General features: G+C 61.8%; 17 protein-coding genes and 3 pseudogenes. 8 read left to right on the forward strand and 12 right to left on the reverse strand.

Features of this window, described 5'->3' with window-relative positions:
* Positions 1 to 207: 207 nt before the first annotated feature.
* Positions 208 to 795 (reverse strand): tetratricopeptide repeat protein, encoded by a 588-nt coding sequence (locus ACPDZI_RS11040; RefSeq protein ID WP_438834527.1) that lies wholly within the window; start codon positions 793 to 795, stop codon positions 208 to 210.
* 174 nt (positions 796 to 969) lie between these two features.
* On the opposite strand from ACPDZI_RS11040, the pseudogene ACPDZI_RS11045 reads away from it, so the two are divergent.
* Positions 970 to 2024: pseudogene (locus ACPDZI_RS11045) on the forward strand (PA0069 family radical SAM protein).
* 6 nt (positions 2025 to 2030) lie between these two features.
* Here the strand turns inward: ACPDZI_RS11045 and ACPDZI_RS11050 are convergent.
* Together ACPDZI_RS11050 and gyrA are read right to left on the reverse strand one after the other, a co-directional pair.
* Entirely contained in the window at positions 2031 to 2204 is a 174-nt protein-coding gene (locus ACPDZI_RS11050; protein WP_164882096.1) for a hypothetical protein, read from the reverse strand.
* Positions 2205 to 2508: 304 nt separating this feature from the next.
* Positions 2509 to 5257: pseudogene (gene gyrA, locus ACPDZI_RS11055) on the reverse strand (DNA topoisomerase (ATP-hydrolyzing) subunit A).
* 201 nt (positions 5258 to 5458) lie between these two features.
* Between gyrA and ubiG the strand changes: the two are divergent.
* The 5 genes from ubiG to yfaE all read left to right on the forward strand — a co-directional run bounded on the left by ubiG (position 5459) and on the right by yfaE (position 11223).
* Positions 5459 to 6175 carry a bifunctional 2-polyprenyl-6-hydroxyphenol methylase/3-demethylubiquinol 3-O-methyltransferase UbiG gene (ubiG, locus tag ACPDZI_RS11060; protein ID WP_016350657.1) on the forward strand — a complete coding sequence of 239 codons (717 nt, stop codon included), beginning with the start codon at positions 5459 to 5461 and terminating at the stop codon, positions 6173 to 6175.
* Positions 6175 to 6861, forward strand: coding sequence for an HAD family hydrolase (locus ACPDZI_RS11065; protein ID WP_438834528.1), 687 nt, complete (start codon positions 6175 to 6177; stop codon positions 6859 to 6861). Before ubiG ends, ACPDZI_RS11065 begins: the two co-directional genes overlap by 1 nt.
* A gap of 578 nt (positions 6862 to 7439) precedes the next feature.
* Complete coding sequence (gene nrdA, locus ACPDZI_RS11070; protein ID WP_016350655.1) at positions 7440 to 9707, forward strand: class 1a ribonucleoside-diphosphate reductase subunit alpha; 2268 nt, start codon at positions 7440 to 7442, stop codon at positions 9705 to 9707.
* Between the two features lie 65 nt (positions 9708 to 9772).
* The gene (nrdB, locus tag ACPDZI_RS11075) at positions 9773 to 10906 is read left to right on the forward strand and encodes a class Ia ribonucleoside-diphosphate reductase subunit beta (RefSeq protein ID WP_044799954.1); all 1134 of its coding nucleotides are present in this window, start codon (positions 9773 to 9775) and stop codon (positions 10904 to 10906) included.
* Complete coding sequence (gene yfaE / locus ACPDZI_RS11080) at positions 10903 to 11223, forward strand: class I ribonucleotide reductase maintenance protein YfaE (RefSeq protein WP_411636166.1); 321 nt, start codon at positions 10903 to 10905, stop codon at positions 11221 to 11223. Before nrdB ends, yfaE begins: the two co-directional genes overlap by 4 nt.
* 113 nt (positions 11224 to 11336) lie before the next feature.
* Here the strand turns inward: yfaE and mltA are convergent, their stop codons facing one another.
* Positions 11337 to 12488 carry a murein transglycosylase A gene (gene mltA, locus ACPDZI_RS11085; protein ID WP_044799952.1) on the reverse strand — a complete coding sequence of 384 codons (1152 nt, stop codon included), beginning with the start codon at positions 12486 to 12488 and terminating at the stop codon, positions 11337 to 11339.
* A 150-nt stretch (positions 12489 to 12638) separates the two neighbouring features.
* Here mltA and ACPDZI_RS11090 point away from each other — a divergent pair.
* Positions 12639 to 12891: pseudogene (locus tag ACPDZI_RS11090) on the forward strand (DUF1289 domain-containing protein).
* Between the two features lie 24 nt (positions 12892 to 12915).
* Here ACPDZI_RS11090 and ACPDZI_RS11095 read toward each other — a convergent pair.
* The 7 genes from ACPDZI_RS11095 to ACPDZI_RS11125 form a co-directional block, all read right to left on the reverse strand.
* A complete protein-coding gene (locus ACPDZI_RS11095; protein WP_438834529.1) occupies positions 12916 to 14073 on the reverse strand; it encodes an AGE family epimerase/isomerase in 1158 nt (385 codons plus the stop codon).
* Between the two features lie 86 nt (positions 14074 to 14159).
* Positions 14160 to 15008: a PTS system mannose/fructose/sorbose family transporter subunit IID gene (locus ACPDZI_RS11100; RefSeq protein ID WP_438834530.1), complete on the reverse strand. Its 849-nt coding sequence runs from the start codon at positions 15006 to 15008 to the stop codon at positions 14160 to 14162.
* Positions 15008 to 15811, reverse strand: coding sequence for a PTS mannose/fructose/sorbose/N-acetylgalactosamine transporter subunit IIC (locus ACPDZI_RS11105; RefSeq protein ID WP_039213311.1), 804 nt, complete (start codon positions 15809 to 15811; stop codon positions 15008 to 15010). Before ACPDZI_RS11105 ends, ACPDZI_RS11100 begins: the two co-directional genes overlap by 1 nt.
* Before the next feature lie 12 nt (positions 15812 to 15823).
* Positions 15824 to 16318 carry a PTS system mannose/fructose/N-acetylgalactosamine-transporter subunit IIB gene (locus tag ACPDZI_RS11110; RefSeq protein WP_016350649.1) on the reverse strand — a complete coding sequence of 165 codons (495 nt, stop codon included), beginning with the start codon at positions 16316 to 16318 and terminating at the stop codon, positions 15824 to 15826.
* A gap of 9 nt (positions 16319 to 16327) precedes the next feature.
* Positions 16328 to 16639 (reverse strand): PTS sugar transporter subunit IIA, encoded by a 312-nt coding sequence (locus tag ACPDZI_RS11115; protein WP_438834568.1) that lies wholly within the window; start codon positions 16637 to 16639, stop codon positions 16328 to 16330.
* A gap of 124 nt (positions 16640 to 16763) precedes the next feature.
* Positions 16764 to 17480 (reverse strand): class I mannose-6-phosphate isomerase, encoded by a 717-nt coding sequence (locus ACPDZI_RS11120; RefSeq protein WP_438834531.1) that lies wholly within the window; start codon positions 17478 to 17480, stop codon positions 16764 to 16766.
* A 26-nt stretch (positions 17481 to 17506) separates the two neighbouring features.
* Positions 17507 to 18529, reverse strand: coding sequence for a hypothetical protein (locus tag ACPDZI_RS11125; protein ID WP_438834532.1), 1023 nt, complete (start codon positions 18527 to 18529; stop codon positions 17507 to 17509).
* Positions 18530 to 18741: 212 nt separating this feature from the next.
* Between ACPDZI_RS11125 and ACPDZI_RS11130 the strand changes: the two genes are divergently transcribed.
* A complete protein-coding gene (locus ACPDZI_RS11130; RefSeq protein ID WP_438834533.1) occupies positions 18742 to 19797 on the forward strand; it encodes a LacI family DNA-binding transcriptional regulator in 1056 nt (351 codons plus the stop codon).
* Here ACPDZI_RS11130 and ACPDZI_RS11135 read toward each other — a convergent pair.
* Entirely contained in the window at positions 19772 to 20344 is a 573-nt protein-coding gene (locus ACPDZI_RS11135) for a glucose-6-phosphate isomerase family protein (RefSeq protein WP_438834534.1), read from the reverse strand. The genes ACPDZI_RS11130 and ACPDZI_RS11135 overlap by 26 nt on opposite strands.
* Between the last annotated feature and the right edge of the window lie 127 nt (positions 20345 to 20471).

Consider the following 20471-nt stretch of genomic DNA (forward strand, 5'->3'; position numbering starts at 1 on the left):
TACCAAAGGGCACATGCGGGATGGAAAGATTCATTCAAAAATGGGTGATGTTCTGGCTCTCCACAGCACTTTGCGAAGGCGCCCTACGACGCAAACAACCCGTTCAACGTCGCAAGACAAACCAAAAACCGGACCATGCTACCAGAAGTAGGCAGGGCTGTATCGGATTTGCTGAGATTTTCTACAGTCAGGTGAAGTGCTTGGCAGCTATTCCCCCAGCAGAGACTGCCAGTTGAAGTCGAACGTGGAGCTCCCCTCCTGTGCCAGTTCCAGCTCCTGCAGCACCTTGAGCGCCAGCTGATTGCCCTGCTTGGCGGCCTGATAGAGCCACTCCTTGGCACGGGGCAGATCGACCCGCCCGCTGACCCCCATCAGATGCAGCACGCCCACCTTCAACATGGCGGGGACATCGCCGTTCTTGGCTGCCAGCTCCATCCAGTGAAACGCCTCGTGCAGATCCCGCTTCACCCCGGCCCCCCGCAGGTAGACCTCCCCGAGCCGGTATTGGCCGAAGGCATCCCCCGCCTGCGCCGCCTGACGATAGAGCGTGATGGCCCGGCTGATATCCTGCTCGCTCCCCTGCCCCACTTCATGGCTCCAGCCCATCAAGGCCTGGGCTCGTGGCTGGCCCTGCTCGGCCAGCGGCGACCAGATCCGGGTCGCCTCATCGAAGTGACCGGTACGCCAGGCGCGATTGGCCGAGGCCAGCTCCTGCTCGGTGGAGAGCGGGATCAGACGCCAGATGACCAGCGCAATGAGGGCGATGAAGAGCCAGCGGGCGGTAGTAGGTTGCATGACATTTTCCGTGATCTGGTTCGCATTTCGTCTATGTAAACGAAATGTAGCAACAGATCAAGCAGGAGATCACCCGGGTTCACCCTCTTTCATGGGGTCGCTCTTTGCGAACTTGCAGTTTGACGGGCTACACAGCAAAATAACTGTATATATAAACAGTGCATTGGTGATGTGATGGCAGGACGAGGCGCGAACCACAATGTCGAGCACCGCTTCAGCGGCCCGCAAATCGAAACCGTTGACGACGGCTGGAGTCAGAGCGACTGGGACGCGGCATTTGCCGCCAGCGCTCCCCGCACCGAGGTGACGGAGATCAACGCCCGCAGCATCATCAGCTACAACGATTCGCCGGATCTTCCCTTCGGTCGCTCCATCAATCCCTATCAGGGGTGCGAGCATGGCTGCATCTACTGCTATGCCAGACCCAGCCACGCCTACCTTGAGCTCTCCCCCGGGCTGGATTTCGAGAGCAAGCTGTTTGCCAAAATCAATGCTGCCGAGCTGCTGCGACGGGAGTTTGCCAAGCCAGCCTATCAGCCACAAACCATCGTACTGGGGGCCAATACCGACCCCTACCAACCCATCGAGCACCACTATCGCCTGACTCGCGCACTCCTGACGGTGATGCTGGCTCATCGCCATCCGGTAGGACTCATCACCAAGAGCGCCATGATCCTGCGCGACCTCGATCTGCTGACCGAGCTGGCCCGGGAAGGGTTATGCCAGGTGATGGTGTCGGTCACCACCCTCAATGACACGCTGAGGCGACAGCTGGAGCCCAGGGCCAGCACGGGGGTTGGGCGGATCAAGGTGATCGAACGACTGGCCAAGGCCGGTGTGCCGGTCGGCGTGCTCGCTGCCCCCATGATCCCCAGGCTCAACGAGCCGGAACTGGAACAGATCATCAAGGCCGCCGTCGACGCCGGGGCGGGCTGTGCGGATTACATCTTGCTGCGATTGCCCCACGAGCTCACCCCCTCTTTTGCGACTGGCTCGATACGCACTATCCCGGCCAGAAAGAGGCGATCCTCAACCAGCTGCGGGCAAGCCGGGGTGGCGCACTCAACAGCGCCACCTTTGGCAGCCGCATGCGAGGTGAAGGGCAGTTTGCCGACCTGCTCGCCCAGCGCTTTCGCCTGATCAGCAGGCGGCTGCAACTGGGCAAGCGCCATATTGCACTCAATACAGCCGCCTTCATCCGCCCGGGCGAGCAGTTGCGTCTGTTCTGAGTGCCGTCAGCCCCGTGGTCTCGGCGGGCAGCTTCCCGCTGGATGGCGCTGTGCAATCAGCTCCGCAGGCAGGCGGGATGGCTCGTGCGCCACCTCCTCCTCATCCACTCTAAGGCGCGCCTTCTCCTGCCCTCCCCACATCCGGCTCCACCAGATCTCCCACATTACCCAGCTCGTCATAACAGTGCTCCTGGCAAGCGATGCCTGCCTCTGTGGTGGCCTCATTCAACGCAGGCAGCATGGCTGGCCGTCATGACAGGGCCATGACAGCCGAGTGAAGGAATCGTGTTGATGCGATGGGGCCAGCCCTGCATATCAGGAAGATGACGCCGTGGCAGGCAGGGCTGCATGCAAGGCAGACGGAGCCGGGCAGCAGAGAAGAGAGCTGCTGGGCAAGCACAAGGACGGGGAGAGCCTGCGGTGAGGCGGACAAAAAAAGAGCGGCCATCAAGGTCGCTCTTTTGCACCGGACAAAGGGGGACGATTACTCGTCGCCCGCCTCCCCGGTATCGACGGCGCCAGCGTCCGCTGCGGTGTCGGTGCCTTCAGACACCTCCCCTTCAACGGCCAGCACTTCGTTTTCGTCTTCGTCGCTCTCGGCAACGCGCTGCAGGCCAACCACGGTCTCGTCTTCACCGGTACGGATCAGACGCACACCGCCGGTGTTGCGGCCGATGACGCTCACCTCGGACACCCGGGTACGAACCAGGGTACCGCCGTTGGTGATCAGCATGATCTGGTCGGTATCTTCGACCTGGATCGCATCGATCACCTTGCCGTTGCGCTCATCCACCTTGATGGAGATGACGCCCTGGGTACCACGGCTCTTGGTCGGGTACTCGTCCAGCGCGGTGCGCTTGCCGTAACCGTTCTCGGTGGCGGTGAGGATGGCACCATCACCACGGGGCACGATGAGGGAGACCACCTTGTCACCGGCGCCCAGCTTGATACCGCGCACGCCGGCAGCGGTACGACCCATGGGACGTACGCCCTTGAAGGTGCCCTTGCTTTCGGTGCCTTCGCCGTTGTCACTGCCATCATCATCGTTGCCGGCGTCGTCGTCGGTGTCGACTTCGTCAGTGGCATCGGCATCGGCGCGACCGCTGCCTTCCGCGAAGCGAACCACCTTGCCCGCATCGGAGAAGAGCATGATCTCGTTGCTGCCATCGGTGATGTCCACCCCGATCAGCTCATCACCCTCTTTGAGGTTGATGGCACGGATACCGGAGGAGAGCGGACGGCTGAAGTCAGACAGGCTGGTCTTCTTCACGGTGCCGTTGGCGGTAGCGAAGAAGACATACTTGTCGGCGTCATATTCCTTGACCGGCAGAATGGCGGTGATGCGCTCACCCTCATCCAGCGGCAGCAGGTTGATGATCGGACGACCGCGGGCGCCACGGGACGCCTCCGGCAGCTGATACACCTTGAGCCAGTAGACCTTGCCACGGGTGGAGAAGCACAGAATGGTGTCGTGGGTGTTGGCCACCAGCAGACGCTCCACAAAGTCCTCTTCCTTGATCCGGGTGGCCGACTTGCCACGACCACCGCGGCGCTGGGCCTCGTAGTCGGAGAGCGGCTGATACTTCACGTAACCCTGGTGAGACAAGGTCACGACCACGTCTTCCGGGGTGATCAGATCTTCGATGTTGATCTCGGCACTGGACATGCTGATCTCGGTACGACGCTCGTCGCCGTACTGCTCGCGCACGGCCAGCAGTTCGTCACGGATCACTTCCATCAGTCGCACCGGGCTCGCCAAGATGAACAGCAGCTCGGCGATGAGATCCAGCAGAGATTGGTACTCTTCCAGGATCTTCTCGTGCTCGAGGCCGGTCAGCTTGTGCAGACGCAGGTCAAGGATGGCCTGGGCCTGCTGCTCGGTCAGGTAGTAGTGACCTTCGCGGATGCCGAACTCGGGTTCCAGCCACTCGGGGCGGGCTGCGTCGTCACCGGCTTTTTCCAGCATGGAGGCCACGTTGCCGAGCTCCCAGCCGCGGGCAACCAGGCCCGCTTTCGCGTCGGGCCGGGGTCGCGCTGTGGCGAATGAGCTCGATGACCGGGTCGATGTTGGCCAGCGCCACCGCAAGGCCTTCCAGGATGTGCGCCCGATCCCGCGCCTTGCGCAGTTCGAACACGGTCCGGCGGGTCACCACTTCACGGCGGTGCAGCAGGAACGCATCCAGGATCTCTTTGAGGTTCATCACCTTGGGCTGGTTGTTATCGAGCGCCACCATGTTGATGCCGAACGTGGTCTGCATCTGGGTGTGCTTGTAGAGATTGTTCAGCACAATCTCGCCGGACTCGCCGCGCTTGATCTCGATAACGATGCGCATGCCGTCCTTGTCGGACTCATCGCGCAGGGCACTGATACCCTCGATCTTCTTCTCTTTGACCAGCTCGGCGATTTTCTCGATCAGCCGCGCTTTGTTCACCTGATAGGGGATCTCGTGAACGATGATGGTCTCGCGACTGGTCTTCTCGTCCACCTCCACTTCGGCCTTGGCACGCACATAGACGGAGCCACGACCGGTACGGTACGCCTGCACGATGCCGGAACGACCGTTGATGATGCCACCAGTGGGGAAATCCGGGCCGGTGATGTAGGTCATCAGCTCGTCGATGGTGAGGTCACCGTTCTCGATCAACGCCAGACAGCCGTTGACTATCTCGGTGAGGTTGTGAGGCGGAATGTTGGTCGCCATGCCCACCGCAATACCGGAGGAGCCGTTGACCAGCAGGTTGGGAACCTTGGTGGGCATGACAGCCGGGATCATCTCGGTGCCGTCATAGTTCGGCACCCAGTCCACGGTCTCTTTGTCCAGATCGGCCAGCAGCTCGTGGGAGATGCGGGCCATCCGCACTTCGGTGTAACGCATGGCGGCGGCGCTGTCGCCGTCGACCGAACCGAAGTTGCCCTGACCATCGACCAGCATGTAACGCATGGAGAAATCCTGCGCCATGCGAACGATGGTGTCATACACGGCAATGTCGCCGTGCGGGTGATATTTACCGATTACGTCACCGACCACACGGGCCGATTTTTTATAGGGCTTGTTCCAGTCGTTCCCCAGCTCGTTCATTGCATACAGAACGCGGCGGTGAACCGGTTTCAAGCCATCACGCACATCCGGCAGAGCTCGTCCTACGATCACGCTCATGGCGTAATCAAGATAGGAACTCTTGAGCTCTTCTTCGATGTTGACCGGCGTGATCTCTCTGGCCAGATCGCTCATAGAAAGCCTTAATCCCTAATTAGTTGTTCTTTGGCTTAAACAGCGCGACATGGTAACACACTGAGCCAAATACCTTAAGCCACAAATCCGGTAACAAGTCGGGCTGGTGTGACAAAGTCCGTCCGTTATAATGCCCGCCAGGACAACAGATTGCGCGCGCCCCACCCAGCCTGCGCGCCCTTGCCACAGGATCATCAAAAAATGCACAGTGATGCCAATGTCGATCTGACAGAAATTGCCAAATTCGAAGCCATCGCCTCCCGCTGGTGGGACATGGAGGGAGAGTTCAAGCCGCTGCACCAGATAAACCCGGTGCGCCTTGACTGGATCACCGACAAGAGCGGCGGCCTGTTTGGCAAGCGCATCCTCGACATCGGCTGCGGCGGCGGCATTCTCGCCGAGAGCATGGCTCGCCGGGGTGCCAAGGTCACCGGCATCGACATGGGCAAGGAGCCCCTCGGGGTCGCCCGCCTCCATGCCCTCGAGGCGGGAGTGGAGCTCGAGTATCGCCAGATCACCGCCGAGGCTCACGCCGATGAGGCCCCCGGCCAGTATGACGTGGTCACCTGCATGGAGATGCTGGAGCACGTGCCGGATCCCGCCTCCGTGCTGCGCGCCATCGCCACCCTGGTACGCCCGGGCGGCAAGGTGTTCGTCTCCACCATCAACCGCAACCCGAAAGCCTATCTGATGATGATCCTTGGCGCCGAGTACCTGATGAAAATGGTGCCCAAGGGTACCCACGACCACAAGAAGTTCATCACCCCCGCCGAACTGTGTCGCATGGGTGAGGCGGCTGGCCTGCTGGTACGGGACATGAGTGGGGTGCACTACGCGCCGCTCTCCAACAGCTTCAAGCTCGGTCGCAACGTCGACGTCAACTACATGGTGGCGTTCGAGCGCCCGGAGCAAGGCTGATGATGACTCACTCTGCTGCGCCCCTTGGCTGCGTGCTGTTCGATCTGGACGGCACCCTGCTGGACACCGCGCCAGACCTTGGCGCCGCCGTCAACCACGTGCTGATAAACGAAGGCTTCGCCCCCCTCTCTGACGACATCATCCGTCAGACCACCTCCCACGGGGCGCTCGGGCTGCTCAGGGCCGGTCTTGGTGACGAACTGCTGGAAGAGCTGGGCGCCACCCGCCTTCGCACCGCCCTGCTCGACTACTACGCCGCCAACCTCTGCGTCGGCACCCGCCCCTATGAGGGGATGGTGGATCTCATCGAGTGGCTCGACGAGAAGCAGCTGCCCTGGGGCATCGTCACCAACAAGCCGGGCTTTCTCACCGAACCGCTGCTGGCGGCCCTGCCGGCGCTGGCCAGTTGCGGTGTCACCGTCAGCGCCGACACCCTGCCGGTGCGCAAGCCCGACCCCGCCCCCATGTACTTTGCCTGCGACCAGCTTGGCGTCGAGGCGAGCCACTGCCTTTATGTGGGGGATCACGTGCGCGACATCGAGGCTGGCCGCAACGCCGGCATGCGCACCGCCGTCGCCGGCTGGGGTTATCTCAATGACGATGAGGATCCGGCCCAGTGGGGCGCCGATCTGCACTTTGACACCGTGCAAGCCCTGCACCACTGGCTGCGCTACGAGCTGGGCTGAGATTGCCAGCCCGTGCCGGGCAACCCTGGTACAGGAGGCAGGCAGCAGAGATGGATAACAAAGGCAGCTTTACCGCCAAAGGGTGGCCAGATGAGCACTGTTGACTGATCGCGGCAGTGCCTTGGCAGTACCGACGGGGGATCGCTGGCGATCCCCCGTTTTGGCGGTTTGACAAGCAGGGAAGCGGCGAGATCGGACACCTTTTGACCCTTGCTGCACAAGGGATAATCAGGCTGAATTTGCTAGTAAAAACACCCCCTTTTCGCAAGCAAAAAAAGTTATTTAAATTTTCCATGTTCGATCATCAGACTTGCATTTACCGGATCGGACGGATGAAAACCCACTCGCTGTGAGCGTCCACTAACACAGAGCGGAACACCCACAATTTATCCACAGCTAATCCCTTATCCACAGATTGCAAAGCCGGGCCGACCTCACTATCTTGTAGCTCGAAATCAAAATAACACTATATCTTGTGATTCATCGTACAATAGGTCCCCACCTCCCACGCCTCTCAAAGGCCTGGAGGCAAGCACCGTGCGATGGTTTTTCGGGAATCAACTAAAGGTCATCAGCCAATGAACTTGTTTGTGACGAAGCGTAACGGCCACAAAGAACCCATCGATCTGGATAAAATTCACCGCGTGCTCGACTGGGCTGCCGAGGGTCTCGACAACGTGTCGGTCTCCCAGGTGGAACTCAAGTCCCACATCCAGTTCTATGACGGCATCCGTACCGCCGATATCCACGAAACCGTCATCAAGGCCGCTGCTGACCTGATCTCCGAGCAAAGCCCGGACTACCAGTACATGGCCGCCCGCCTGGCCATCTTCCACCTGCGCAAGAAGGCGTACGGCCAGTTCGAGCCGCCCCATCTCTATCAGCACGTTGCCAAACTGGTGGACATGGGCAAGTACGACAAGCACCTGCTGGAAGACTACAGCCAGGCCGAATTCGAGGAGCTGAACCAGCACCTGGATCACTGGCGCGACATGGACTTCTCCTATGCGGCGGTCAAGCAGCTGGAAGGCAAGTACCTGGTCCAGAACCGTGTCACCGGCGAAATTTACGAGAGCCCGCAGTTCCTCTACATCCTGGTAGCGGCCTGCCTCTTCTCCAAGTATCCGAAAGATACCCGTCTGGACTACATCAAGCGCTTCTATGATGCGGTCTCGACCTTCAAGATCTCGCTGCCGACCCCGATCATGAGCGGCGTACGCACCCCGACCCGTCAGTTCAGCTCCTGCGTGCTGATCGAGTGCGACGACAGCCTGGATTCCATCAATGCCACCGCCAGCGCCATCGTGCGTTATGTCTCCCAGCGCGCCGGCATCGGCATCAACGCCGGCCGCATCCGTGGTCTGGGCAGCCCGATCCGTGGTGGCGAAGCGTTCCACACCGGTTGCATCCCCTTCTACAAGTACTTCCAGACTGCCGTGAAGTGCTGCTCCCAGGGCGGCGTGCGCGGCGGTGCGGCCACCCTGTTCTATCCGCTGTGGCACACCGAAGTGGAGAGCCTGCTGGTACTGAAGAACAACCGCGGCGTGGAAGAGAACCGGGTCCGTCACATGGACTACGGCGTACAGATCAACAAGCTGATGTACCAGCGCCTCATCAAGGGCGGCGACATCACCCTGTTCTCCCCGTCCGATGCACCGGGCCTGTACGATGCCTTCTTCGCGGATCAAGACAAGTTCGAAGCGCTCTACGTCAAGTACGAGCAGGACCCGAGCATTCGCAAGAAGACCCTCAAGGCGGTCGATCTCTTCTCCCTGATGATGCAGGAGCGCGCCGGTACCGGTCGCATCTACATCCAGAACGTAGACCACTGCAACACCCACAGCCCGTTCGATCCGAGCGTGGCGCCGGTACGCCAGTCCAACCTCTGCCTCGAGATTGCACTGCCCACCAAGCCGCTCAACAACGTGGATGACGAAGAGGGCGAGATCGCGCTCTGCACCCTGTCCGCCTTCAACCTGGGTGCCATCGAGAAGCTGGAAGATCTGGAAGAGATGGCGGATCTCGCCGTGCGCGCCCTGGATGCCCTGCTCGACTATCAGGACTACCCGCTCAAGGCCGCGATGAAGGGCAGCATGAACCGCCGTACCCTGGGGATCGGCGTCATCAACTACGCCTACTACCTGGCGAAGAATGGTGCCCGCTACTCCGACGGTTCCGGTCTGGCGCTGACCCACCGCACCTTCGAGGCGATCCAGTACTACCTGTTGAAAGCCTCCGTGCAGCTGGCCCGCGAGTTCGGCCCCTGCCCGGCCTTCAACGAGACCACCTATGCCCAGGGTATCCTGCCCATCGATACCTATAAAAAGGATCTGGACAACCTGTGCAACGAGCCGCTGCACCTGGACTGGGAAGCGCTGCGCGAGGAGATCCGCACCGTGGGTCTGCGCAACTCCACCCTGACCGCCCTGATGCCGAGCGAGACCTCCAGCCAGATCTCCAACGCCACCAACGGCATCGAGCCGCCGCGCGGCCTGGTCTCTGTCAAGGCCTCCAAGGACGGCATCCTCAAGCAGGTGGTGCCCGAGTATGACCGCCTGAAGGATCAATACGAACTGCTCTGGAAGCAACCGAGCGTCGATGGTTACCTGCAGCTGGTCGGTATCATGCAGAAGTTCGTGGATCAGGCGATCTCCGCCAACACCAACTATGATCCCGCCCGTTTCGAAGGCAACAAGGTACCGATGAAGCAGCTGCTGAAGGACTTGCTGACCGCCTACAAATACGGCCTCAAGACCCTGTACTATCACAACACCCGTGATGGTGCGGACGATGCCCAGACCGATCTGCAAGATGACGGTTGTGCCGGCGGCGCCTGCAAGATCTGATGAACCGGGCGGGAGCGACAAGCTCCCGCCCTCCTGTTTCCCCTACTTCGCGATATTCGACAACCATGGCCTATTCAACTTTCTGCCAGACCCAAAACGACCAGCTCAAGGAGCCGATGTTTTTCGGCCAATCGGTCAACGTGGCCCGTTATGACCAGCAAAAACACGAAGTGTTCGAACGGCTGATCGAAAAGCAGCTCTCCTTCTTCTGGCGCCCGGAAGAGGTGGACGTCTCCCACGACCGCATCGACTTCCAGGCCCTGCCGCCCCACGAGCAGCACATTTTCATCTCCAACCTGAAGTACCAGACCCTGCTGGACTCCATCCAGGGTCGCAGCCCCAACGTGGCGCTGCTGCCGCTGGTCTCCATTCCGGAGCTGGAAACCTGGATCGAGACCTGGGCCTTCTCGGAGACCATCCACTCTCGCTCCTACACCCATATCATCCGCAACATCGTCAACACCCCCGCCCAGGTGTTCGACGACATCGTCACCAACGAGCAGATCTTGAAGCGCGCCGGCTCCATCAGCCACTTCTACGACGATCTGATTGAAGCGACCGCGCTCTACCACCTGCACGGTGAAGGTACCCACCGGGTGGCCGGTCGTGACGTGACCATCACCTTGCGCGAGCTGAAAAAGAAACTCTATCTGTGCCTGATGAGCGTCAACGCCCTGGAAGCAATCCGCTTCTACGTCAGCTTCGCCTGCTCCTTCGCCTTCGCCGAGCGCGAGCTGATGGAGGGCAACGCCAAGATCATCAAGATGATCGCCCGCGACGAAGCGCTGCACCTGACCGGGACCCAGCACATGCTGAACCTGATGCGCAGCGGCCAGGACGACCCCGAGATGGCCGAGATTGCCGCCGAGTGCGAACAGGCCTGCTTCGAGCTGTTCAAGGAAGCGGCCATTCAGGAGAAGGAGTGGGCCGAGTACCTGTTCCAGGACGGCTCCATGATCGGTCTGAACAAGGACATCCTCTGCCAGTACGTGGAGTACATCACCAACCTGCGCATGAATGCGGTGGGTCTGCAGCCAGCCTTTGCCGGGGCCAAGCAGAACCCGATCCCTTGGATCAACACCTGGCTGTCGTCCGACAACGTGCAGGTCGCCCCGCAGGAAGTGGAAGTGAGCTCCTATCTGGTGGGTCAGATCGACAGCGAAGTGAATGCCGAAGACCTGGGTGATTTCGAACTGTGAGTGACGCCAGCAGCACGCTGACCCCTGCCCCGCACGCGGCCCCCGCTCCAAGCGACGCAGGCTCGCCACGGGTGCATACCCAGGATGGCGTGCTGCACGCCCATCCCGGCGAGAGCGTGCTGGAAACCCTGGAGCGCCACGGTCATCACGTGGAGTTCCAGTGCCGCAGCGGCTATTGCGGCGCCTGCCGCACCCCGCTGCTGGCAGGCAAGGTGCACTATGCCGCCGTGCCGCTCGCCTTTGTCTCCCAGGGTGAGTGCCTGCCCTGCTGCTGCAAACCGGTGGGCGCCATCCGGCTGGACATCAAGAAGCGCTGAGACCCCCTCAGGTTCGCGTCAGCAAACAAAAAGCCGCCGGATTGCTCCGGCGGCTTTTTTACATCCATCTCTATGCCTTCTGGCGGCTGATGCACAACCGCCCCCACAGGGCCTTACAGCCAGGGCGCGGCGGTCGGCCCATGGTGCAGACCCAGCTTCCAGACCCGGCCGAAGTGCTTGTAGTGACCGGCCGCGACACCGGCCTTCTCACCCATACCGTGGTAGAGGTCGAGGTGGCCCTTCTTCACCGCCCCGCCCACATCCAGCGCAATCAACAGCCGCAGCTGGTGCTTGCCGGTCCAGTTGCCCTCTTTGTCCAGCAGCGGCACTTCCGCCAGGATCGGTGTGCCCATCGGCAGCAGGGTCTTGTCGGCGGCTACCGCCGCCATCGGCAACAGCGGAATGCCGGCAGCCCCGATCACGTCGTTGGTGGGGCGACGCTCGAAGAAGACATAGGAGGGGTTCTGCTCCACCAGCTCCTTGACGCTCTCCTCCGGCTGACGGTTGGCCCAATCCTTGATGGCCTTCATGGACATCTGCTCCTTGGGCACTTCGCCTCGGTCGATCAGCACCCGGCCGATGCTGACGTAACCGTGACCGTTCTTGCCGCTGTAACCCAGATATTGCAGCCGATCATCATCGCCATAGTGGACGAAGCCCGAGCCCTGCACGTCCATCAGGAAATTGTCGATGAGGGATTTGCTGTAACCCAGCTCCAGCCCGCGGTTGGCCAGGGCCCCTTGATGGATCTGGGCACGGGTCGGACAGCGGCCACCACATTTGGGCATGGCATAGATGGGGTACTTGTACTTGGCATCCGGGCGGTGACGCACCTCCAGCACCGGCGAGTAGTAACCGGTGAACAGCACGTTACCCATCCGATCCGAGCCGCCCAGCTGGGCGAGGCTGATGCCGTAACGGGTAATCTGAGCGGGATCGCCGCCATTGGCCACCCAGCGGGAGAGTTGATGGTAAAGCTCGCCATAGCGGCGCGTCATCTTGCCGGAGCGCTCCAGCACCAGCCGGCTCTGGGGGCCGAATTTGCTGTAGTCGGCGCGCTGTCGGCTGTTGACCCGCTCCACTCGCACCAGATCATCAGGCAGGGGACCGTCCAGATACTGCTTGCCCAGATTTTCCGGCACCTCGCAGTTGAGAAAACATCTGGCATCGGGTTTGTTTTTGGGCACCTGGGCTTGCTCAGAGTTGCCCGCACAACCGGCCAACCCCAGCACTGCGGCGGTCAGCCAGTAAGCGTGTTTATTCATATGTCCTCATATAACACCAAGGGTTATGTTCGGCGGGGAAGATGCCAAATTTGCAGGGGGAAAGCAAACGCCTTCAGGCCTGGGACAGCGGATTTCTCCAAAGGGGATCTTCTGGGTTATAACAAGGTAACAGGGTGTGAGAGGCCATGGATGGAACAGCTCGAAATTTTCCCGCTGCAGAGCCCCTGCATCGGGGTCTGCGAAGTGAACAACAAGGGCTACTGCAAGGGGTGCCTGCGCAGCCGCGAGGAGCGTTTCAACTGGCTCACCATGAGCCATGCCCAGCAACAAGAGGTGATGCGCCTGTGCCGTGGTCGCAAGGCGCGGGTGGAAGCCGCTCGCCGCAAGGCGCAGGAGGGGGGCCCAACCCGAGTCGCCAGAGCAACCTGGCTGGGATTTTTAAACCCTGCCCCTTTCATATCTCTCTTTATCCCTCCCTTTGCGCCACCCGCACCAGCTCGCTGAACGCCACGAACAGGTGATAGAAGGTGCTGGCCGGTGCATGGTCGGCCAACGGCGCCCCCGTCACATCCACCTGATCTAGCCACTGACCCGGCAGGGCCGGCATCAGGTAATAGTCAAAGATCCGCCCCACCACCTCACCAATCCGGCGGGCTGTCTCAGCCTCCCCTCGCCGCTCGTAGGCTGCCAGCAGCGCCTTGAGCTGCTCGGTCTGACACCAGAGCCGGCTGGTCGCCCGATGGGGCAGCCCGTCATCGGTGAGTTCATCCAGCACCAGCCCGGTCGGCCCGTGGCCGTGAGCGGCGGCAAAGCGGGTCAGGATGGCGATCCCCTCGCCTATCTCGCCCTCACTCGGCCCACATTCCCACTCTTGTGCCAATGCCCGGTAACGGGCCAGCAGCCAGCACCACTCGTAGTGATGGCCCGGGTCGATCAGGTGCGAATCAGGATGAACCGGGAGAAGCCGTTCATCGAAGAACTCCCGCAGCAAGACGGGCTCCAGCAAGCGCTGGCGAAACAGCTGATAGAGCCGATGGGTGCGCCCCTGCCAGCGCGGATCATCAAAGCACTCCGCCGCCACCAGCAGCGCTTCGAACAGATGCATATGAGGGTTTTGACAGCGCAGCACGCTTGGCGGAAAGCAGGAGTGAAACCCGCCATACACAGGATCGGCAAAGAGCAGTTCGATGGCCTGATAGCGCGACTCGGCCTGCAGCTGCCAGCGCGGCTCGCCGCTCAAACGGTAGAGCCAGCACTCGGCCAGCAGGGCAAAGGCGTATTCGTAGCAGCACACCGAACCGTCGGCAGGCGAGCCATCTGCATTGAGGGAAAACTGCTGGTTGCCGGTGCCATCATCAAAGCGCCTCATGCCGAACCTGGCGCAGCGCTCTGCAAGCTCGCCCCCCTCATACCAGCCGAGCAGGGCTGCGTGGCTGAACACGTAGATCTGGCGACTCTGCACCCGAAAACGAATGGGCTGCCAGAGCGGCGCGCCTGCGCCATCCAGCCCCTCGGCAAACAGCCCCCGCTCCCAATCAAAACCCCTTGCCCCCCAGTGAGGCAGCGCCTCCTCCACCAGCCAGCGTCGGCAGCGCCGCGCCGCCTCTCTTATCTCGTCATGCATCTCAGCACCTCTCCAGCCAACCCATCATCCAGCCCATGAAAAGGGAGAGCCCCGCTCTCCCCTGTCTGTGCTCACCCTCAACCGGCCTAGAAGAGCCCGACGGCGACCCCGACAAAGGCCAGCACCAGCAGCCCCAGCATGGCCTTGACCGGCGAGACGTTGCGTCTGGCCATCAGATACCAGGTGCCAAGCACCACCAGCAGCGGCATCAGTTTGGGAAAGATGCCGTCTAGCATGCTCTGAACCTGGATATTGACCCCATCGGAGGTGACGAAATCAAGCCCGGTGGAGAGATTGACGTAACTGGCGGCCACCCCGCCCATCACAAAGACCCCGAGCAGGGAGAGCGCCTCGCGCAGCTTGACCGACTCCGAGCTCACCAGCGCCTCCACCGAGCCGGTCCCCATCCGGTAGCCCTTCATGAACAGCATGTAGGAGCCGGTGATGACGATGGCGTTGAAGCTGATGATGTAAAAGAGCGGCCCCAGCACGCTGCCGCCGGCGGCCAACGCCATGCCGATGCTGAGCAGAATGGGCACCAGCATGCCCGGGATCATGGAATCCCCGATCCCGGCGATGGGCCCCATCAACCCCACTTTCAGGGTGTTGATGGTCTCGCCATCGATCCGCTCGCCGTTGGCCCGCTTCTCCTCCAGCCCTACCGCCAACCCGTTGATGATGGCGCCAAGCTGAGGCTCGGTGTTGTAGAAGGAGGCGTGACGCTTCATCGCCTCCGTCCGCTCCGCCTTGGCGGGATAGAGTTTTTTGAGCGCCGGCATCATGCCAAGGCAGAAGCCGAAGGATTCGAGCCGCTCGAAGCTCATGGAGGAGAGGTTGTACATCATCCAGGCGCGCCAGCAGGCACGTAGATCCTTGAGAGTGAGGGCCACCGGAGCCTTGCTCACCGGCTGGCCCGCTTGCAGCTGTGCGTCCATCAGAATTCATCCTCATCGTCGGTTTGGGTGGCAGCGCGGGCAGCCGACGCAGGGCGCGGCTCCGGCTTGTAGTTGTAGTGGATGAGCGCGAGCAGGGCGCCGATCATCACCAGCCCCACCATGTTGAGCTTGAGAAAGACGATGCCGACAAAGCCCACCAGAAAATAGATCAGCATGCTGCTCTGCTTGATGATCTGCTTGAGCAGGATGGCGATGCCGACCGCCGGCAGAATGCCGCCCACCACCGTCATGGTGCGGATCACCAGCTCCGGCAGGCTGTTCATGAAGCCTTCGATGTACTGGTTGCCAAAATAGACGGCGATGAAAGTGGGCACGAAGCGCAGCACGAAGTTGCTGACCTGCGGGAAGATGGCGCTGTTGAGGTAGACCCCCTGCTCGTCCCCCTGTTCCAGTGCCACGTCGGCCCTGTGGTTCCAGTAGGAGTTGAGCACCATCATGAAGTTGAAGAGGATGGTGCCGGCAATGCCGATGGTAGCGGCAATGGCCACCGCCACCGACGGCTCCTTGCCCGACAGGATGCCCAGCGCAATGGCCGGAAAGGCGACGAAGTTGAGATCCGCCGGCATGGAACCGCCCGGCGTCACCATGGCGATGTAGACCGCCTGCACCGCCACCCCGATGAGGATCCCGGTCTGGATATCACCGAGGATGGCCCCCACCAGCATGCCCGAGACCAGCGGACGGGTGATGGTGTACCAGCCCCCGGTCAATCCCAGCAGCCAGGGGCTGCTGAGGGCACCGAGATAACAGAGTATCCCGATGAGTGTTGCTTCCAGAAACATGATGTCTGCTCCCTATTTCAGCTTTTTCTGGGCATCCGCCCAGCTGTAATGACTGGCATCCGGCACCAGCCGAAAGTCAATGTCGTGGCCAAGACCGGCCAGGTAGTCAAAGGCGGCGATCTCCTGCGCCGTGACCGACTGATTGGGGCCTATGGTGGTGGTCTGCTCGCGGGCACTCATGGGCCCGACGTTGATCTTGCCGTTGTGGTTCTCAAGGGAGATACCGGCGGCGCAGAGCCGCTGCAGGGTGACCGGCGACTTGCCGATCACGAAGTAGCGCTTGTCGCTGGCGATCACCTTGGGCAGCTTGGCAATCGCCGTCGCCACGTCGAACAGCCATACCCGGGTGTCAGGCACGGCACCGATCATCACCTGGGAGAGCAGCGGATCGGCCGCCACCTCGTCATCGATTGCGACGATGCCGTCGCAAGGCAGCTCCCTGGCCCAGCGCGTCACCAGCTGACCGTGGATCACCCGATCGTCAATGCGTACAAATGAAATGGCCATCTCGCTCTCCTAGAAGTTGTCGTCTTGCTGGCGCGCAACCGCCGGGGCCGCGATCACCATGGATTCCAGCGCCTGGGCCAGCAACTGGCGGGCGGCCTCGTGCACATCCACGGCATCCAGCAGCTCGGCGCTCATCAGCAGCATGGGGAAGTTGACCCCGGTCACCACCGCCAGCGGCTGTGGCCATTCGGGGTCAAACGCGAAGCGGCACGCCACGTTGTAGGGGGTGCCGCACTCCATGTCGCACAGCACCAGCACCCCGTCAGCCCCCGCGCCATGGCGGCGCAGGGTCTGTGCAAACTCGCTGCGAAAGGCCTCGATTCCCCCTCTTCGGTGAGGGAGACGGTCGCCACGGCAGGCATCTCGCCGTAAACCATGCTGGCGCTGACCAGCAGGGCCGGCGCCAGTGAACCATGGGTTGCGATAAGGATCCTCAGCATCTTGGTTACCCCCTCACATAGGCCTTGATGGTGGCGATGGTCGCCCCTTCACTCTCACCGCTCGGGCGGATGCGATAACGCCCCACCGAGGCCGGTACGATAAAGGTCTCGGCGTAGTGCACCACGAAGGGGGCGAAGGCGTTGTCCGGGCTTTCTACCGTTGCCTCCCGACCCTCTATCAGGTTGAGCACCTGCACCGTGCCGCCGGTGTCGTGCTCCACCGGCACACTGAACCAGTGGCGACGGGTCTCGATGAATTCCCGCTCGTGCAACCCGGTGCGCTCCTCACGCCAGCCCGGCCCCTCGGCAATGGGCTCGATACGATTGACCAGGTGCTCGCGAGTCCAGTCGGTGTCGCGCTCCCACTGGATCACCTTGCTGCCGTGCGCCAGATGGATGGGGCGCGGAATGCCGTCGAGCCCGACCCGACCCCAGTCCCACAGCTTGAAGGTGAAGATGTAGGGGGTGGCGCTGATCTCGAGCACCATGGCCCCCTCTCCCGAGCAGTGGACGGTTCCGGCCGGGATCAGAAAGTGATCATGTTTACGGGCCGGAAAACGGTTGATGAAGCGCTCGTCATCGAAAGGCTTCTCGCCGCGCTGGGCGGCGGCCAGCTCCGCCAGCATCGCCTGCGGGTCGATGCCGGTGCGGGTACCGAGATAGACACAGGCATCCGGCTTGGCATCGAGCAGGTAGTAGCTCTCGTCCTGGGTGTAGTGCATGCCGAACTCCTGCTGGATGTATTCGGTCAGCGGATGCACCTGCAGGCTGAGCGGCTGCCCCCCACCGTATCGAGAAAATCGAACCGGATCGGGAACTCGGCGCCAAAGCGGGCGTGTACCCGTTCCCCGAGCAGGGCGCTGGGCTCGCACAGCACCAGGTTTTGCGACGGGATCTCCACCCGTACCTCGCCAATGCGCAGGTAGAGGCTGTTCTCTTCCGGTACGCAATCAAAGCACCAGGCATAGTTGGGCTGGGCCGGGTCCAGATCGCACACCTGCTTCATCCACTGCCCACCCCAGACCCCGGGGTCGAAGAAGGGCACCACCCGAAAAGGCTGGCGCGCTGCCTGATGCAACCCCGCCAGCAGCGCCTGCCCCGTCACCAGGGTCGGCTTGCCTCGGGTGTTGGTATCGAGCAGGAAATCGATGGTGGGCAGCTGGGCCAGTTTATGGCGGTCAAACACCCGCCACTCGATGAAGAAGGCGCGCTTGTAGCGGCGCAGAATGTCCTCCTCCTCGTTGCCGGCCCCCCAGTTGCCCAGCTCCTTGCGCCGCAGTCGCTGTTGGATCTCCCAGCGGGCGAGATCGGCATAGACCCGCACATCCCCTCTCGCCACCAGCGAGGCGCCACTGCCCATCACCACCACCAGGCCACCGGTTATCTCTGCGATCTGCTGCTGCAGGCGCGCCAGCGCGGCCGGGTCAAAAAACTCCACCATCTTGTGGGGGGCCAACACACCAAAGACCCGGTCCTCTGTGATGAAGCGCTCCAGCATCGCCAGCACTTTTGATTCGGGCAGACGGGCCTGCTCCACATCTATAAGCGTGTGGGGCCCAAGCCTCGCCAGCAGCTGGCTACGCAGCTCGTCCTGATCCACGCCGTGATAGCAGTCGATCACCAGCACCACCCTTGCCCCGCCTTGCCCGTCTACCGCGGTCTGCAGTCGCCGGGCTATCTCGTGCCAGCCGGCGCAGGCGGCGCCCTCATGGCCGGCGACCACCACTTCCGGGAATTTGTCGTAGTTGGAGACGTAACTCGAATGAATCATTGGCTTGCTCTCTCGTTGACACCTACGAAAGAGATAAATCGATTAACCTGTTAACCACAACCTGATAAACAAGATTAACCTCATAAAATGGTGTACTTGATCGCCAACATGGGTGAAATATGTGATCATGACGGCAATTTCATCATGGTACGTTAACAATAAAAGGTTAATCGATATACCTTTGAGACCTACTCCCTGACAGGATCCATCCCATGAGCAATGTGACCGTTGCCGACATCGCCCGCCATCTGGGGGTGTCGACTGCCACCGTCTCCATGACCCTGCGCAACAAGGGGCGCATCTCCGAGCACACCCGCCAGCGGGTACTCAGGGCCATCGACGAGCTCGGCTATGTCTACAACCAGACCGCCGCCAACCTGCGCAACAAGAGCAGCAACCAGGTCGGTCTGTTGCTGCACGACATCACCAACCCCTTCTATGCGGAGATGACGGCGGGCCTGAGCCGGGAGATGGAGCATCACGATCTGATGCTGTTTCTGGCCAACAGCGAGGAGTCGGCCACCCGGCAGCAGCAGTTCACCGACTCGCTGCAGCGCAACAACGCCGCCGGCATGGTGATCTGCGCCACCCAGACCACTCCCCGCAGCTTCTTCGATAGCCTGCAGCGCCGCCGCATGCCCACCATTCTGATCGTGCGGCCGGTGCCGGACGTGGCGATCGACTTCGTCGGCACCGACAACTTCCTGGGCTGCCAGCTGGCGACCGAACACCTGCTGAAGCTGGGCCACCGCCACATCGCCTTTGTCGGGGGCAACCCCGCCTCCATCAGTCGCTCTCAGCGCCTCGGCGGCTACATGAGCAAGTTGCTCGAACACGGCATCTCTCCAAGACCGGAGTGGATCATCGGCTGCGGCGCCAGCCGGGTGGAAGGCACCCGTGCCATCGCGGCGCTACTGGAACAGCATCCCGAGGTGACGGCGGCGGTCTGCTATCAGGACGTGGTGGCGCTCGGCGCCATTCTGGCGCTGCGCAAGCTGGGGCGGGTCATCGGTCAGGACTTTGCACTGGTGGGCTTTGACGATCTGCCGGAAACCGCGCTGGTGGACCCGCCCCTCACCACCGTCTCGGTGGCGTCGCGGGAGATCGGGCCGAAAAGCCGGCGAGCTGCTGCTCGAGCGGATGGCTGGCAACGACGAACCGGCCAAGAGCATCATACTGCCCCCCACCCTGGTAGTGCGCCAATCCTGCGGCAGCCCCTAGCGGGCCGCCGCACGCGCGGCTTCAAGTGGCTTGTCCAGCAGAAGTGACAATGCGGGGCGTGCCATCCTCCCCGGCCAGCACCCGCAGGCCAAAGCCGCGCGTTCCCAGCGCACCGTAATCGTGACCGGCGACGGCAGGCCAGACCGCCAGCGCCGAGAGCTGCGTCGCGCCGGTGTTGATGAGTCGATGGGCCACATGGCCTGGGATATGGTGAACGCTGCCGGCAAAGACCTGCTCCAGCCGGCAGACACCGGCCATATCCTGCAACAGCAATAGCCCCTTTCCGCACAACCCGAAGTAGTATTCGGCCTGCTCGGCGCGAGCATGGAGATGACCGCGGGTCATGAAGAACTCCTGGCCAACCCGGCCCGCCTCCAGATAGGTGACCCCCATGTTGAGATCCCCCTCGCCGCCATGGCCGGGCAACATGGCGACCCGATAGAGCCGGGTATCAGGCGAAAGCGCCGCCTCGGCGTGCGGGTCGGCAAAAAGCCCCTGCAGGTCGGCCAGGGTGGTGCTCTTTTCCACCAGCTCGGCGCCAGCGAGTCTACCGGTCGCAAAGTCAAGAATGGGGGGGATCATGGGCGTCATCATCTGCTCCTGAGGATCGGGTTATCGGCAGGCGCAGCGGCGCCCTTCGGGGTCCCACGCTAGAGGGTTAATCCATTAACCACAAGCCAGGTTGCCCTACCCTCGTCACTTTTTTGGACAATACATTGGG

Source organism: Aeromonas oralensis (genome assembly GCF_049665575.1).
GTDB classification, from domain to species: domain Bacteria; phylum Pseudomonadota; class Gammaproteobacteria; order Enterobacterales; family Aeromonadaceae; genus Aeromonas; species Aeromonas hydrophila.